Here is a 16424-nt window from a genome sequence, read left to right on the forward strand (position 1 = left end):
CAGTCCATTCACGCCCACCCCGTGCGCAATGGATTCGACCATGCCTGATCAACAAGAGCTGAGCATCACCACCCCCTCCATCGCCAAGAGCGCATCGATCGCCACTATCGGCAAAAGCTGGGGCGCGGTGGGGCCGACCGGGGCGGCATCGTTCGAACTGCCGATTCCGACGTCGGCCGGTCGGGGCTGGGATCCGCAGTTTTCGCTGAGCTACAGCAGTCAGAGCGGCAACGGACCGTTCGGTCTGTCCTGGCAGTTGGCCGGTGCAGGTCAGATCAGCCGCCGCCTCCACAAAGGCGTGCCGCGTTACACCGACCACGACGAGATCATCGGTGTCGATGGCGAAGTGTGGATGCCAGAGCTGGATGAGCAGGGCGAGCTCAAATTCCGTGAGGAAAGCGTCTACAACGGCGTCGACATCGGCCCGCACAGAGTCGTGCGCTATTGGCCTCAAGTGGAAAGTGATTTCGCCTTGCGCGAGCGTTGGCAGCGGCAGACTGGAGAAGCCGATCCAACCGTGTTCTGGCTGATCCATGGCGCCGACGGCTCGCTGCACCTTTACGGCAAAACCGAAGCCACACGAATTGCCGATCCCGACGCTCCCGGACGCATCGCCACGTGGCTGCTGTGCGAAAGCATGAATGCGCAAGGCGAACACATCTGCTGCGAATACAACGCCGATGAGCAGGACCCCGACCCGCTGCATGACTACCGCGCGCAGCGCTATCTGCGCCGCGTGTGTTACGGCAACTGTACGGCCAGCAGCGATCTCTACAGCTGGACAACGGATAATCCCGCCGAACTGGATTGGCACTTTCATCTGCTGTTCGATTACGGCGAGCGCAGCACCTCACTGACCGATATCCCTGCGTACAACGGTGACACCCTGAAACCCTGGACGGTGCGCCCGGACAGATTTTTGAGCCATGGTCAGGGATTTGAACTGGGCACTCGCCGACTCTGCCAGCAAGCGTTGTTGTTCCATCGTTTCCCTGCGCAGTCGACTCCGAAACTGGTGCGCCGCCTGCTGCTGGAATATCGCCAACCGCAAAACATTGCGCAGTGGGCTCACAGCCAGATCAGCGCGGCGCACTATCAGGCATTCGATGCCAACGGCGTTGTCGAAAACACACCGCCGATCGAGTTCGACTACACCCCTTTCGACATCAATAAAACCCCGGCTCGCTTCTTCGAACTCGATGTACAGCCGGGTATCGAGGACGGTGGTTTTTACCAGTGCGTCGATCTTTATGGCGAAGGGCTGCCGGGGTTTCTCTGCCGTTATGACCAGAGCTGGTACTACCGCGAACCGTTGCGCGTCACAAAGGGTACCGATGAAGTCGGCTATGGGCCATGGACGATGCTGGACAAGATCCCGGTGGCCGACCGCAAACGTCCGGTACAACAACTGCTCACCGACCTGACCGGCGACGGGCGACTCGACTGGGTCAGCGCACAGCCCGGGAACAGTGGCTTTCGCACGCTGCAGGCAGAGCGCAACTTTGCCGATTTCATCCCGTTCAACACCTTCCCGCTGGAGTTTTTCAATACGCTTTCGACCCTCGGTGATCTGAGCGGTGACGGTTTGAGTTCCGTGGCATTGATCGGCCCCAACTCGGTACGCCTCTATGCCAACCTGCGTGAAGGCTTTGCCGCGCCCGAAGAGGTGATTCATGAACCCGACGATGACCGTTTGCCGCTGTTCAGCAACTCACCCACTGAACTGGTGTTGCTCGGCAACTTGCTGGGCAGTGACATGCCCGACCTGTGCCGGATCCGTCATGACGAAATCCGTTGCTGGCCAAACCTGGGTCACGGCAGGTTTGGCAAGGGCCGCAAGATCAGCGAACTGCCGTTCACCTACGAGCAATTCGACTCATCGCGGGTACGTCTCGCCGACCTCGATGGTTCCGGTGCGCCAGCGCTGATCTACCTGCAATCCGATACGTTCGACATCTACCTGAATCGCGGCGGCAATGGCCTGCAACAGATACCGCTCAGCGTGCCGTGGCCAAAAGGCGTGCGTTACGACCCCTCCTGCCTGGTGATTTTCGCTGATCTGCAAGGTCTGGGCTGCGCCAGCCTGATCCTGACAGTGACGCACATGCAGCCGCAGCACTGGCGCTACGATTTCGTCGCGGCCAAGCCGTATCTGCTGACCCGCAGTGACAACAACATGGGCTGCAGTTCCAGTGTGGTCTACCGAAGCTCGGCGCAGGAATGGCTGGATGAAAAACAGCGTTTGCTCACACTCAAGCGTTTGCCGGTCTGCCACTTGCCGTTCCCGGTGGCGGTGGTCAAGAAACAACAGCAACTGGATGAAATCACTGGCAACTGCCTGACCCAGGCGTTCACTTGGCGCGAAGGCGTCTATGACGGTCGCGAGCGCGAGTTCCGCGGTTTCGGCCTGTTGCAGCAAACCGACAGCGAGAGTGCCAGCGGCGATGATGACGTCGGTTTCAGTGAGCCGGTGCGGGTCTGCACGTGGTTTCATACCGGGCAATCGATGGACCGGCCGCGCGACGCCTATTTCAACGAAGATGCACACGCAGTGGACCTGGGCATCACCCTGTTCAGCCGGCATCACCCAGATGACGATATCGATGAAATAATTCCTGCGCACGATGCAGACACCCGATACCAGATCTCCCGAGCGCTGGTTGGCTCAGTGACGCGCATCGAAACCTATGCCGATGCAGACGTGGACACCCCCGGGATTGCCACGCCCTACACAGTCGAAGAGTTGCGATACCTGGTGCGCGAAGTGCGCGAGCAAGGCCCTTATAACGCTGCAGTCTTGCTGCCCCTGATAGTGGAAACGATCAGCAGTCAGTACGACGGTTTCGTTGACGACCCGCTGTGCCGCAAAGAGCTGAACCTGCGCTGGAGCGCCTACGGCCAGCCCACGCACTCACTGGCAGTCAGCTACGCCCGTCGGCTAACCAAAGAGCAGACGCCGCCGTTCGACGATCCCGACGAACAGCAATGGTGGCGCGACGCTCATGATCCGGCGCAGCAATCGTTCTACCTGAGTGAAAGCCGTGCAGCGTTCATCGATTTGAACAAGGACCTGCAACACTGGCGCCTGGGTTTGCCCTATCAACAGCGTGGCAACGCACTGGTCTTGCCCAAAGGCAGCCTGCCCACCGGGCTTTCGCCCGTGCAGGTGTCCTATGAGAGCCTGATGGAGCATGAGGATTCTGGATACTGGAACGCCGAACGAGTACTGACCACCCAATCCGTGCAACGTTACTTGAGTACGGATGGCGAGTTGCTGAACGATGGGGTTGCCGGCTTCGAAGCCTTGGTCGGCCCACTGGAAGTGGCACAACTGGACAAAACCGCGCTGGACGCTTACAGCGTGCTGTCTCCGGAATTCAACGTACGGGACGAGCTGGAGAAAATCGGTTACAGACCGATGCCGTTTCTGTTCTGGGTACACGCCTTGGGTAGCACCGAGCAGGACCTGTGGTCAGCGAATTTCGGCTACGCCGAGTACGCCAGCCTCGACGGTTTCTACAAGGTACAGCGTTATCGCGAAACCCTGAGCCACGGTTACACCCGCGCCGAATACGACGCCTACACGCTGGCCGTCACCCTCGTCGAATTGCCGGATGGCTGCACCACGCGCATCCAGTACGACTACCACGCGCTGCAACCGCTGGAAATCATCGATGCCAACGAAAACATTCAGGAAGCGATGTACGAACCGTCCGGTCAGCCGCTGGCCACCAGTTTCCATGGCACCGAGAACAACAGGGTTGCGGGTTTCAAGCCACTGAGCGAATACCAACCTCCCGAGGACCGCAGTCCGGTTGCGGCGATTGCCAACCCGGTTGATGCCGTGCAAAAAGCTGCGAGTACCCTGCGCAAGGATCTGTTCAGCTGGATGGGGCAAATGGCGAACGACACCAGCGCCGCCATTGCATGGATTGCCCAAGGTTATCTGCTGCCCAGCGGCCACATCAGGGCCAGCGCGCGCCGAGAATTGTCCCGCCGCAATGGCGCCTTGACGCTTGATGAGCGGGCATTGCACGAGGCGATCGCAGCGGTGGATCGCGAACCGGTTCATAGCGTGATCCTCAGTGCCGACCGCTACCCCGACGATCCGGTGCCGGCACAGATCCAGATCATCAAAGCCTGCGTCGACGGCTTTGGCCGTGCCCTGCAAACCCAGCAATTGGTCGATCCGGGCAAGGCGTACGCGGTCAACGACGCTGGTTCGCTTATCGTCGAAAACGGCGAGTACGTCGAAGTGCAAGCCGACCATCGCTGGCGTATCAGCGAACGGGTCGAGTACAACAACAAAGGTTTGCCGGTTCGTCAGTTCCGGCCGTTTTTCGCCGATACCTACCGCTACGTCAACGATCAGTCCCTGCGCGAACCGGGCTTTTTCGACCAGGTGTTCTATGACGCCCTGGGCCGGCAGATCAAAGTGGTCAATGCCAAAGGCGACTTTTCTCGCGAGATGTATCACCCGTGGTATCACGCCAGCGAAGACTTCAACGACACCGCCGAGACCTCCTCGCCAACAAAGGCACCACGGTTGTGACTGCCAACCTGCATCGACGGACGCCAGCGCTGGTGGTGAGCGATGCGCGCGGTCTGCCGCTGCGGCAGGTCGCTTACTTGCGTAACGTGGCCACAGACACACCCGTCGCGCTGGTTGACCGTCAAAAGCATGACCGGGCAGGACGACTGATCGAGCAATGGGATCCGCGTCTGTCCGATCCTTGCCTGACCACGGTTTACAGCCTGAGCGGTGCGGTATTGAAGTCCGACAGCGTCGACGCCGGCTGGCGCCTGAGCCTGCCGGGGCTGGCCGGTGAACCTTTGCGACGCTGGGATCAGCGCGGCAGCCATTGGCGCACGAGCTTCGATGACCAGTTGCGGGTAGTGGCAGTCGATGAAAATGGCGCGCCTGATGTGGAGGTTTTCAGCTACGCCGACGCCTCGGCCGAGGCGGGATACAACCAGCGCGGCCAGTTGCTGGAACAGAAAGATCGATCGGGTTCACTGCGCACCGACAGCTTCGCGCTCACCGGCCAGCCGCTGAGCGAAACCCGCACTTTCCACGACGGTGAACCGTTCACCAGCGAACATGTATTCAGCCCGCTCGGCGCGCTGCTGGAGCAGACCGACGCCGGCGGCCATCAGCGCCGCTCGCACTACGGCCTGGCCGGGCAACTGCGCAAAGCGGATCTGCTGGTCAGTGGCACGTCTGAATGGCAACCGGTGTTACTGGACGCGCAGTACAACGCCAACGACCAGATCATCGAGCAACTGGCCGGCAATCGCGTACTCAGCACGTGGACGTATGACCCGGCGGACGGTCGTCTGCACATCCAGACCAGCCACAAGGGCGGCGGTAGCCTGCAAAACCTCGAATATTTCTACGACCGCGTCGGCAATATCACCCGCATCGAAGACCACGCTTTTCAGCCGCGCTACTTCGCCAACCAACTGATCGACGGCCACCGCGATTTCACCTACGACTCGCTCTATCGCCTGATCAGCGCCACCGGTTACGACGATGCCCCGCTGCCGGACATTCCCGGTCTGCCACAACCGGGTGACCCGAACAATCGCCTCAATTACACCCAGACCTACCAGTACGACAGCGGCGGTAACCTGATCGAACTTCGCCATATACGGGACGGCAACAACACCACTCGCAACCTGTTCATCGCCCCCAACAGCAATCGCGGGGTGCGCTGGAAACCGGGTGATGCCGAGCCGGTGTTCGACGAGCTGTTCGACCGTCACGGTAATCAGAAAGCGATGCACCCAGGCAAACCGCTGAACTGGAATGCCCGTGACGAGCTGGAGAACGTGACCCTCGTCCAGCGCAAAAACGCCTCCAATGATGCCGAGCACTACCGTTACAGCCAGGGCGTGCGCGTGTTCAAACGCCACGAGACCTTCGCGGCCAACGCCGAGCACTTCCACCAGGTGCGCTACCTGCCGGGGCTGGAAATCCGCACCCGCGACAACGGCGAAGCACTGCACGTCATCAGCCTCGGCAACGCCCGTTGCCTGCATTGGGTAGCGAAAAAACCCGATGCGATCGACAACGACCAGTTGCGTTACAGCGTTGAGGATCACCTCGGCTCCTGCGTCATGGAACTCGATCAACAGGCAGAGCTGATCAGCCAGGAAGGTTATTACCCCTTCGGCGAAACCGCGTGGATGGCAGCCCGTTCGACGATTGAGGTCAGCTACAGGTTCGTTCGTTATTCGGGCAAGGAGATGGATGTCAGTGGGCTGTATTACTACGGCGCGCGGTATTACGCGACATGGTTGCAGCGTTGGGTCAGTACCGACGCAACGCAGGCGGACGGACTGAACCTGTATAGGTTCGTGGGCAACAGCCCACTGCGTTATGTCGATCCTGATGGCAACACACGAGCCGAAGCCGTGATCATGCTGACGTCTCAGTTTCAGTCGGCCGTCAATGCGCATGCCCTAGAGGTCATGGATCAATTGCATAACATTCTCCACCCCCAGGGCTTTGCGAAAACCATGGCGCTGAACACCGTTGCCGAAGGCGTTAACTGGTTTACCGCAACTTATCAGGGAGGGAATGTCGGTGCCGAACTGTTCGACCTCGCCGTGCCCGGTTTGCCTCAACCAACCCCCTATCTGACCGGCAGCGGGGTTATCGGCGGCAATGTCGCTGGCGACGTTGCCGGCGGCATGATCGCCCCGGTAGCCGAAGGGTTCGGATTCGGGTTTGGTCCTTTGATTCCTCAAACCTCAAAAATGTCAGTCAGCGCCATTGACGAACGGCTGGGCGCCGGTGATGCCGTCAAGGAAATCAAGTCGTGGACAGACATGAAAGAGCAATTGATCAACCCGGCGCTCGACTCCGTACTCAATCCCGACTTCGTCATGAACCGAGTGGTGGCTTCCTGGATATCCATCATTCCGCATTTCCTCACGCTGTTTACCCGAGCCGTCGAAGCCGAGGACATCAAGAATCGGCTGGATCCAGTGAAGATCGAAAAAATCGAAAAAATGCTCGCCGACTGGAAAGCGGCGGTCGAACAACGCGCCGTCTGGGCCGAGAACGCATTTGATGCACTCGGAGCTGACACCGTTTACCCGGCCAATGTACTGACCAATATCAACCACATGACATCGAGCGAAACCCTGGCGCCGATCAGTCGCGCGGCCATGCGCGATCAGACCCGTGCCACTCTGGGCCACATTTCACGCAACCAGGCGATGATCGCCTTGTACAAAGAAATGGGCACCACGGACAATCAGTTTCTGCTGAAACAGCCGCGGGCCAAAAAAAGCAAGGCTGCCTGAAATGAGCAACGGTGCGATTGCATGAAACAGTCAGTGCACTGGCGTACGCCAGCGCTGCAGGTTCACGACCCCAGAGCGCTGCCGGTCAGAACGGTCGCCTACCTGCGCACCATGGCCGGCGCTGACGTCGAGTGTCAGATCAGCCGCCAACAACACGACACTGCCGGCCGCGTGGTTGGACAGTGGGACCCGCGCCTGTCCGATCCTTGCCTGACCACGGTTTACAGCCTGAGCGGTGCGGTATTGAAGTCCGACAGCGTCGACGCCGGCTGGCGCCTGAGCCTGCCGGGGCTGGCCGGTGAACCTTTGCGACGCTGGGATCAGCGCGGCAGCCATTGGCAGTCGAGCTTCGATGACCAGTTGCGGGTAGTGGCAGTCGATGAAAATGGCGCGCCTGATGTGGAGGTTTTCAGCTACGCCGGCGCCTCGGCCGAGGCGGGATACAACCAGCGCGGCCAGTTGCTGGAACAGAAAGATCGGTCGGGTTCACTGCGCACCGACAGCTTCGCCCTCACCGGCCAGCCGCTGAGCGAAACCCGCACTTTCCACGACGGTGAACCGTTCACCAGCGAACATGTATTCAGCCCGCTCGGCGCGCTGCTGGAGCAGACCGACGCCGGCGGCCATCAGCGCCGCTCGCACTACGGCCTGGCCGGGCAACTGCGCAAAGCGGATCTGCTGGTCAGTGGCACGTCTGAATGGCAACCGGTGTTACTGGACGCGCAGTACAACGCCAACGACCAGATCATCGAGCAACTGGCCGGCAATCGCGTACACAGTCAGTGGACGTATGATCCGGCCGACGCTCGTTTGCACACCCAGTCCTGCTTCAAGGACGACGGTAAGGTCCTGCAGGACTTAGAATATTTCTACGACCGCGTCGGCAATATTACCCGCATCGCAGACTACGCCTTTCAGCCACGATACTTCGCCAACCAACTAGTCGACGGCCACCGCGATTTCACCTACGACTCGCTCTATCGGCTGACCAGCGCCACCGGTTACGACGACGCCCCGCCGCCGGACATTCCCGGCCTGCCGCAACCGGGCGACCCGAACAATCGCCTCAATTACACCCAGACCTACCAGTACGACAGCGGCGGCAACCTGATCGAACTGCGCCATATACGAGAGGGCAACAATTCCACGCGGCAAATGCGCATCGACCCGAACAGTAATCGCGGGGTGCGCTGGAAAACAGGCGAACCGGAACCGGTGTTCGGCGATCTGTTCGACTGTCACGGTAATCAACTGGCCGTACAAGCGGGCCATCCCCTGCACTGGAACGCCCGCGATGAGCTGACGAGCGTCATCCTGGTCCAGCGCGAAAAAAAACCCCAGTGATGCCGAGTATTACCGCTACAGCCAGGGCGTGCGCGTGTTCAAACGCCACGAGACCTTCGGTGCCAATGCCGAAAATTTCCAGCAGGTGCGCTATCTGCCGGGGCTGGAAATCCGCACCCGCGACAACGGCGAAGAGCTGCACGTCATCACCCTCGGCAACGCCCGTTGCCTGCATTGGGTAGCGAACAAACCCGATGCGATCGACAACGACCAGTTGCGTTACAGCCTTGAAGATCACCTTGGCTCCTGTGTCATGGAGCTCGATCAACAGGCAGAGCTGATCAGTCAGGAAGGTTATTACCCCTTCGGCGAAACCGCGTGGATGGCAGCCCGATCGACGATTGAGGTCAGCTACAGGTTCGTTCGTTATTCGGGCAAGGAGATGGATGTCAGTGGGCTGTATTATTACGGCGAACGCTATTACGCAGCGTGGTTGCAACGTTGGCTCAGCGCTGATCCGAATGGCGAAGTAGATGGCCTGAATCTGTACGCCATGGTCGGCAACAACCCACTACTGTATGTCGACAGAACCGGTGGCAAAAAAGTCGTATTCGAATTGCTTGGCGACTTTGTCGGGCTGCTGGACAAGGCAAAAACGGCGGCGACTCAGATACACAATCTGGCTAATGAGTTCGATGGTCTGGTTTCGGAAACCGCCGACATCAATAAGCTGCGTGAAAGTATGACCTTCGGCAAATTCCTCAAGTCGAAACACGGCATCAAATCAGTAGCAAAGGGCGTATTCGCAGGGATTGCGCTAGCCGGTGCCTTGGGCAGCGTGGTGCCGGGTGCAGGCAATATCATCGGTGCCATAGTCGGTGCGATTGTCGGAGCCGTGGCGATGCCGCTGTTGCGTTACCACTTTTTCAAGAAAGGTTTGAAGCTGGCGCAAACGCTGCACACCCAGGAACTCAAGGATGCCTTCAATACTGTCGACGAGACATTTTCAAACGTGGTCGACGGTTCAAAAGATCTGATCAACAGGGGCGCAGCCGTGATCGACGGCATCAAAAACTTCACCGATAACCTCAGCACCTACGCTGCACCCTTACAGGAACTGTTCTATAAGCAGCTGAAGGCACTGGACGCGGAAAAGCAACGCCAGGTAATGAAGCTGGCGAGGACCGGTCTCGACCCGTTCGACGCCATCGACAAGGTCATGGAGACAGCTCAGGCGCTTCTCGACGCCCCCAGCGCGGCAGAAGGGGTGACCGAACGCCTGCAACAACTGGAACGCTCGATCGCCGACGAACCGAGAACCAGAGAGAACAGCAAACGCCGGTCGAATCTGCCACGCCGACAAAGTACTGACGAAACGTTTGTGTGACCCAAGTGCCCGGCGCGAACAGCACGCCGGGCCGGCCCGGCCCATGCTATCTTGCCCGCCCGACCTGCCATCCATCTGCCCAGCATGCTGCCGACTTCCCGTACCCTGCGTCTGTCGTTGTATACCCTGCTGATCATCGCCGGCGCGGCGCTTGCCGCCACACTTGCGATCCGCCACGCCGAACGGCAGGCACTGGAAGAAGACGCCGCCCGTGCCAACCAGCAACTGGCGTTATACGCCAATTCTCTGCACACGTTGATTGACCGCTACCGCGCCCTGCCCGCCGTACTGGCGCTCGACCCGCAATTGCGTTCGGCGCTGGCCGGGCCGGTCGATGCCGACGAACAGGCGGCGCTGAATCTCAAGCTGGAAAAGATCAACGGCGCGGCGCAATCCTCGACTCTTGAACTGCTCGATCACACCGGTCTGGCCGTGGCGGCGAGCAACTGGCGCTTGCCGAGCAGTTACGTCGGCCACAATTACGGTTTCCGCCCCTACTTCAGCCAGACCCGCACCCAGGGCACCGGGCGTTTTTACGCGGTGGGCGTGACCAGCGGGATTCCCGGCTACTTCCTCTCCAGCGCGGTGCTCGGTGATAACGATGAGTTCCTCGGCGCGATGGTGGTCAAGCTGGAATTCCCCGAACTGGAGCGCGAGTGGAGTCAGGGCAATGACACGCTGCTGGTCAGCGATGCGCGCGGAATCATCTTCATCGCCAATCAGGCCGGCTGGCGTTATCGCGCGCTGCGGCCATTGAGCGCCCGCGACATGGATGAGATCAAAGCCACCCGGCAGTACGACAAGCAATCACTGCTGCCCTTGACCCATTTGTCGCTGCGCAGTTTTGATGACAACAGCGATCTGCGCCGCGTCGAAGGCCCCGAGGGCACCGCGGATTATCTATGGGAATCGCTGCCCCTGAGCGCCGAAGGCTGGACACTGCACCTGCTGCGCCATCCGCAAGTGGCCTTCGAAGACCTGCGCAATGCCGGGCTGGCCGCCGCCGGGGTGTGGCTGGCGCTGGTGTTTCTGTTGCTGTTTCTCAACCAGCGCTGGCGCCTGTCGAAAATCCGCCAGCGCAACCGCGAGGAACTGGAACAACTGGTCGAAGAGCGCACCCGCGATTTACGCACCGCGCAGGACGGTCTGGTGCAATCAGCCAAACTCGCCGCGCTCGGCCAAATGTCCGCCGCGCTGGCCCATGAAATCAATCAGCCGCTGACCGCTCAGCGCATGCAACTGGCGACCTTGCGCCTGTTGCTCGAGCATGGTCGCGTCGACGATGCCTATAAAGCGTTGAAACCGGTGGACGAGATGCTCACGCGCATGGCCGCCCTCACCGGCCACCTGAAAACCTTCGCACGCAAAAGCCCCAGCGGCTTGCGCGAACGGCTGGACTTGGCGACGGTGGTCGATCAGTCTCTGCAGTTGCTCGATGCACGGCTGCGCGACGAACAGGTCAGCCTGGTGTTGCACCTGACCCGTCCGGCGTGGGTGCGCGGTGACGCGATTCGTCTCGAACAGGTGCTGATCAATCTGCTGCGCAACGCCCTCGATGCCATGCACGGTAAAGCGTGCAAGCGCCTGGAAATTCGCCTCGAAGCCGACGAACAACTGTGGCGCCTGAGCGTCAGCGACAATGGCGGCGGCATCGCCGAAGACCATTTGGGCCAGGTCTTCGACCCGTTCTTCACCACCAAGCCGGTGGGTGACGGCCTGGGCCTCGGGCTGGCGGTATCCTTCGCTATCGTGCATGAATCCGGCGGGCGTCTGAGCGCCGAGAATGGCGACAGCGGCGCGGTGTTCAGCCTGACTTTGCCAATCGATCTGGAGGCACACATCTGATGCTCAATTCGGTAATGGTGGTCGACGACGAAGGCAGCATTCGCAGCGCCGTCGAGCAGTGGCTGAGCCTGTCCGGGTTCGAAGTTCAACTGTTCAGCCGCGCCGAAGAGTGCCTCGCCGCCCTGCCCGCGCACTTTGCCGGGGTGATCCTCAGCGACGTGCGCATGCCCGGCATGGGCGGCCTGGCGTTATTGGCCGAAGTGCAGAAACGCGACGCTGACCTGCCGGTGATTCTGCTCACCGGTCATGGCGACGTACCGATGGCCGTCGAGGCGATGCGCGACGGTGCCTATGACTTTCTGGAGAAACCGTTCAGCCCGGAAACCCTGCTCGGTAGCTTGCGCCGGGCGCTGGACAAACGCCGGCTGATTCTGGAAAACCGCGCCCTGCACGAGCAGGCCGACAACCGCGCGAAACTCGATGCGACGTTGCTCGGTGTGTCCCGTGGTTTGCAGACGCTGCGGCGGCAAGTGCTGGACCTGGCGGCATTGCCGGTCAATGTGTTGATCCGTGGCGAAACCGGCAGCGGCAAGGAACTGGTCGCTAGGTGCCTGCATGATTTCGGCCCGCGCGCGGCCAAGCCATTTGTGGCGCTGAACTGCGCGGCGATACCTGAGCAGTTGTTCGAAGCCGAGTTGTTCGGGCACGAGAGCGGTGCGTTTACCGGCGCCTCGGGCAAGCGCATCGGCAAGCTGGAATACGCCGATGGCGGCACCTTGTTTCTCGACGAAATCGAAAGCATGCCGCTGGCCCAGCAGGTGAAACTGCTGCGCGTGTTGCAGGAGCAGAAGCTTGAGCGGTTGGGCTCGAACCAGAGCATTCGCGTCGACCTGCGCATTGTCGCGGCGACCAAACCGGATCTGCTCGATGAAGCCCGAGCGGGACGTTTTCGCGAGGATCTGGCCTATCGCCTGAACGTCGCCGAACTGCGTTTGCCGCCGTTGCGCGATCGCCGCGAAGACATTCCGTTGCTGTTCGAAACCTTCGCCCACAACGCCGCTGAACGTTTGGGCCGAACCTTTCCGCCCTTGAGTGGCGCGCAATTGAGTCATCTGCTCAGCCACGACTGGCCGGGCAACGTGCGCGAACTGGCGAACGTTGCCGAACGCCAGGTGTTAGGGCTGGACGAGCCGGCGCCGGGGATTGATCCGGGCCAGTCGCTGGCGGCGCAGCAGGAGGCGTTTGAAGCGCAGTGTTTGCGTGCGGCGCTGACGCGGCACAAGGGCGATGTGAAAGCGGTGCTTGAAGAACTGCAACTGCCGCGCCGTACGTTCAATGAAAAGCTGCAGCGGCATGGGTTGAGTCGGGAGATGTTTTTGACTGAGTGAGGCTGGCTCGAGATTTTTGCCGTGGCTGAAATCCATCCCCCTCACCCCAGCCCTCTCCCCTTGGGGGGCGAGGGGGAAAGGGAGCCGATCTTCATGCTTTTCGAAACCTGAGTTCGACTCGATATCTCAGGTCGGCGTAACTATCAAAAGCACCTCGATCAGTCCCCTCTCCCCCCGGGAGAGGGCTAGGGTGAGGGGCCTTTGATCTTCACGCCAATAAGCGGAAATCCGCTCACAAGATCAATTCCATCGGCATAAAACCGCCCACCCAATCCCGTCAACCCCTCTAAACCGGCCCTCCCCCCGTTGGCACACCTCCTGCTATAGCCCTCGCAGGCTGCGTTCCAACGCGCTCCACAAAAACAATTAAACGAAGGATCCTTCAATGGATAACTCCAACGCCCTGCCTCTGGGGTCGGCTGCCGCGCCCGCCAAAGAAAGAACCACCGCCAGCCGGATCAAATCGATCTTCAGCGGCTCCGTCGGCAACATGGTCGAATGGTACGACTGGTATGTGTATGCCGCCTTCTCCCTGTACTTCGCGAAAACCTTCTTCCCTGCCGGTTCCACCACCGCCCAACTGATGAACACCGCCGCGATTTTCGCCGTGGGCTTTCTGATGCGTCCGATCGGTGGCTGGCTGATGGGCATGTACGCCGACAAAGTCGGACGTAAAAAGGCCTTGATGGCGTCGGTCTACCTGATGTGCTTCGGCTCGCTGCTGATCGCCCTCAGCCCGAACTATGAAACCATCGGCATCGGCGCGCCGATCCTGCTGGTGTTCGCGCGCTTGCTGCAAGGCCTGTCGGTCGGTGGCGAATACGGCACCTCGGCGACCTATCTGTCGGAGATGGCGACCAAGGAACGTCGCGGCTTCTTCTCCAGCTTCCAGTACGTGACCCTGATCTCCGGTCAGCTCATCGCGCTGGGCGTACTGATCGTGCTGCAGAACGTGCTGACCACTGAACAGCTGTACGCGTGGGGCTGGCGCATTCCGTTCGCCATCGGCGCGCTGTGCGCAGTCGTCGCGCTGTACCTGCGTCGCGGCATGGAAGAAACCGAGTCGTTCACCAAGAAAGAGAAGTCCAAGGAAAGCGCGATGCGCACCTTGATGCGCCACCCGAAAGAGTTGTTGACCGTGGTCGGCCTGACCATGGGCGGCACCCTGGCGTTCTACACCTACACCACTTACATGCAGAAGTACCTGGTGAACACCGTCGGCATGAGCATCTCCGACTCGACCACCATTTCTGCCGCCACACTGTTCCTGTTCATGTGCCTGCAACCGATCATCGGCGGCCTGTCGGACAAGATCGGCCGTCGTCCGATCCTGATTGCCTTCGGCGTACTGGGCACGATCTTCACGGTGCCGATCCTGATGACCCTGCACACCATTCAGACCTGGTGGGGCGCGTTCTTCCTGATCATGGCGGCGCTGATCATCGTCAGCGGCTACACCTCGATCAACGCGGTGGTGAAAGCCGAACTGTTCCCGACCGAAATCCGCGCCCTCGGCGTTGGCCTGCCGTATGCGCTGACCGTGTCGATCTTCGGCGGCACCGCTGAATACATCGCACTTTGGTTCAAGAGCATCGGCATGGAAACCGGTTACTACTGGTATGTGACGGCGTGCATCGCGGTGTCGTTGCTGGTGTACATCACCATGAAAGACACCCAGAAGCATTCGCGTATCGTCACTGACTGATCGGGTTTTCACAGCCACTGCAACGGTGGCTGTTCTGGCCCTATCGCGAGCAGGCTCACTCCTACAGGGGAAAACATTCCAAATGTAGGAGTGAGCCTGCTCGCGATTGGGGTCACCGCGTTACCCAGACCTGCATGAATAATTCCTCACATCCGCCGCCAAGCGATTAATCGCTAATTAATGCTGCCCCTGCATTCTGCAATCACCTGATCGATGACCTGCGCGACGCTCGCTCCGACGACGAAAGCGAATTCAATGCGTCGCCCTTAACATCAAGTTAATCGATAGTTTCTAGCATCAATTTGCGCTTTTTAATCAATTTAGTTGGCGTAGCATTAAACCCATGCAAGACACACCGCCAACGAATCTGGAGCAACCGACATGAAAACCAAACTGATCCTCGCCCTGACCCTGTCCGTACTGGCTGCCAATACCTTCGCTGCCGACGGCTCGGATCGCACCAAATCCGCCGACTTCATCAGCGGCGCCAGCGCCGCCATCGAAACCAGCCACACCGGTACTTATGCCGCTGACGGTTTTGATAAAACCACCCTTGGCAAAGCTGTGGCTGCCGATGGTTTCGATAAAACCAACCTGGGTAAAACCGTCGCGGCTGACGGCTTCGATAAAACCGGTACTGCTGCTGCCATCAGCTAAGTATCAGCAGTCCTTCCACAGCCCGGCCTAGGCCGGGCTTAGTCATTTCTGGGGCAGGACATTTTTTTAAAACCGACACAAAACCCTGTGGGAGCTGGCTTGCCAGCGATGACATTTTGTAATTCAACGTCATTGTCGACTGACAGGCCGCCATCGCTGGCAAGCCTGCTCCCACAGGTTTTCCATTGGATGGAATATCAGTGACTGACTGGAAATTGTTTGACGGCACTTGCACTATTGCCCACTGACTCATGCCCTCCAGGAACTTCAGACATGCCCGATGACATCCATTTCTACGAACCCGCCAACGGCCACGGTCTGCCCCACGATCCGTTCAACGCCATCGTCGGTCCGCGCCCCATCGGCTGGATTTCCTCGCAGGATGCCAACGGCCAGCTCAACCTGGCGCCGTACAGTTTCTTCAACGCCTTCAACTACATTCCGCCGATCATTGGTTTCTCCAGCGTCGGGCGCAAAGACAGTCTGAACAACATCGAGCAGACCGGCGAATTTGTCTGGAACCTCGCCACCCGCCCGCTGGCCGAGCAGATGAACCAGAGCTGCGCGATGGTCGCGCCTGAGGTCAACGAGTTTGAATTGGCGGGATTGACGACGGTCGCGTCGAAAGTGATTTCGGTGCCGCGAGTGGCCGAAAGCCCGGTGTCCTTCGAGTGCAAGGTCACGCAGATCATTCAGTTGCAGCGCGCCGATGGCGAGACGGTGCCGAGCTGGCTGATCCTCGGCGAAGTGGTCGCCGTGCATATCGCCAAGTGGCTGTTGAAGGACGGCATCTACGACACCGCCGCGGCAGAACCGATTCTGCGCGGCGGCGGGCCGGCGGATTATTTCCAGTTGGGGCCTGAAGCCCTGTTCAAGATGTGGCGTCCGGGCGCCAGCAAGTAAC

General features: G+C 59.9%; 9 protein-coding genes. All 9 read left to right on the top strand.

All coding sequences use genetic code 11. The features are described 5' to 3' along the window. Positions 1 to 40: 40 nt before the first annotated feature. The 9 genes from U6037_RS22670 to U6037_RS22710 all read left to right on the top strand — a co-directional run bounded on the left by U6037_RS22670 (position 41) and on the right by U6037_RS22710 (position 16423). Positions 41 to 4552 (top strand): SpvB/TcaC N-terminal domain-containing protein, encoded by a 4512-nt coding sequence (locus U6037_RS22670; RefSeq protein WP_322844600.1) that lies wholly within the window; start codon positions 41 to 43, stop codon positions 4550 to 4552. Continuing rightward, the gene (locus U6037_RS22675; protein ID WP_322844601.1) at positions 4549 to 7314 is read left to right on the top strand and encodes an RHS repeat-associated core domain-containing protein; all 2766 of its coding nucleotides are present in this window, start codon (positions 4549 to 4551) and stop codon (positions 7312 to 7314) included. Before U6037_RS22670 ends, U6037_RS22675 begins: the two co-directional genes overlap by 4 nt. Positions 7315 to 7335: 21 nt before the next feature. Continuing rightward, positions 7336 to 8658 carry a hypothetical protein gene (locus U6037_RS22680; RefSeq protein ID WP_322844602.1) on the top strand — a complete coding sequence of 441 codons (1323 nt, stop codon included), beginning with the start codon at positions 7336 to 7338 and terminating at the stop codon, positions 8656 to 8658. Between the two features lie 34 nt (positions 8659 to 8692). Next, on the top strand, positions 8693 to 9985 hold the full coding sequence (locus tag U6037_RS22685) for an RHS repeat-associated core domain-containing protein (protein WP_322844603.1): 1293 nt from the start codon (positions 8693 to 8695) through the stop codon (positions 9983 to 9985). Positions 9986 to 10069: 84 nt separating this feature from the next. Then, positions 10070 to 11830, top strand: a complete 1761-nt coding sequence (locus U6037_RS22690; RefSeq protein ID WP_322844604.1) for an ATP-binding protein — start codon at positions 10070 to 10072, stop codon at positions 11828 to 11830. After that, positions 11830 to 13158, top strand: coding sequence for a sigma-54 dependent transcriptional regulator (locus U6037_RS22695; RefSeq protein WP_322844605.1), 1329 nt, complete (start codon positions 11830 to 11832; stop codon positions 13156 to 13158). Before U6037_RS22690 ends, U6037_RS22695 begins: the two co-directional genes overlap by 1 nt. A gap of 385 nt (positions 13159 to 13543) precedes the next feature. Beyond that, positions 13544 to 14863, top strand: a complete 1320-nt coding sequence (locus U6037_RS22700) for an MFS transporter (RefSeq protein ID WP_093430526.1) — start codon at positions 13544 to 13546, stop codon at positions 14861 to 14863. Positions 14864 to 15244: 381 nt separating this feature from the next. Beyond that, positions 15245 to 15520, top strand: a complete 276-nt coding sequence (locus U6037_RS22705; protein WP_322844606.1) for a hypothetical protein — start codon at positions 15245 to 15247, stop codon at positions 15518 to 15520. 273 nt (positions 15521 to 15793) lie between these two features. Beyond that, complete coding sequence (locus tag U6037_RS22710) at positions 15794 to 16423, top strand: flavin reductase family protein (protein ID WP_122598824.1); 630 nt, start codon at positions 15794 to 15796, stop codon at positions 16421 to 16423. Position 16424: the final 1 nt, after the last annotated feature.

The organism is Pseudomonas sp. B33.4 (genome assembly GCF_034555375.1).
Classification (GTDB): Bacteria; Pseudomonadota; Gammaproteobacteria; order Pseudomonadales; family Pseudomonadaceae; genus Aquipseudomonas.

Excerpts from the sequence above, each read along its gene's own strand:
- U6037_RS22670 (WP_322844600.1), top strand. The coding sequence starts at position 41 with ATGCCTGATCAACAAGAGCTGAGCATCACCACCCCCTCCATCGCCAAG.
- U6037_RS22680 (WP_322844602.1), top strand. The coding sequence starts at position 7,336 with ATGAAACAGTCAGTGCACTGGCGTACGCCAGCGCTGCAGGTTCACGAC.
- U6037_RS22690 (WP_322844604.1), top strand. The coding sequence starts at position 10,070 with ATGCTGCCGACTTCCCGTACCCTGCGTCTGTCGTTGTATACCCTGCTG.
- U6037_RS22695 (WP_322844605.1), top strand. The coding sequence starts at position 11,830 with ATGCTCAATTCGGTAATGGTGGTCGACGACGAAGGCAGCATTCGCAGC.
- U6037_RS22700 (WP_093430526.1), top strand. The coding sequence starts at position 13,544 with ATGGATAACTCCAACGCCCTGCCTCTGGGGTCGGCTGCCGCGCCCGCC.
- U6037_RS22705 (WP_322844606.1), top strand. The coding sequence starts at position 15,245 with ATGAAAACCAAACTGATCCTCGCCCTGACCCTGTCCGTACTGGCTGCC.
- U6037_RS22710 (WP_122598824.1), top strand. The coding sequence starts at position 15,794 with ATGCCCGATGACATCCATTTCTACGAACCCGCCAACGGCCACGGTCTG.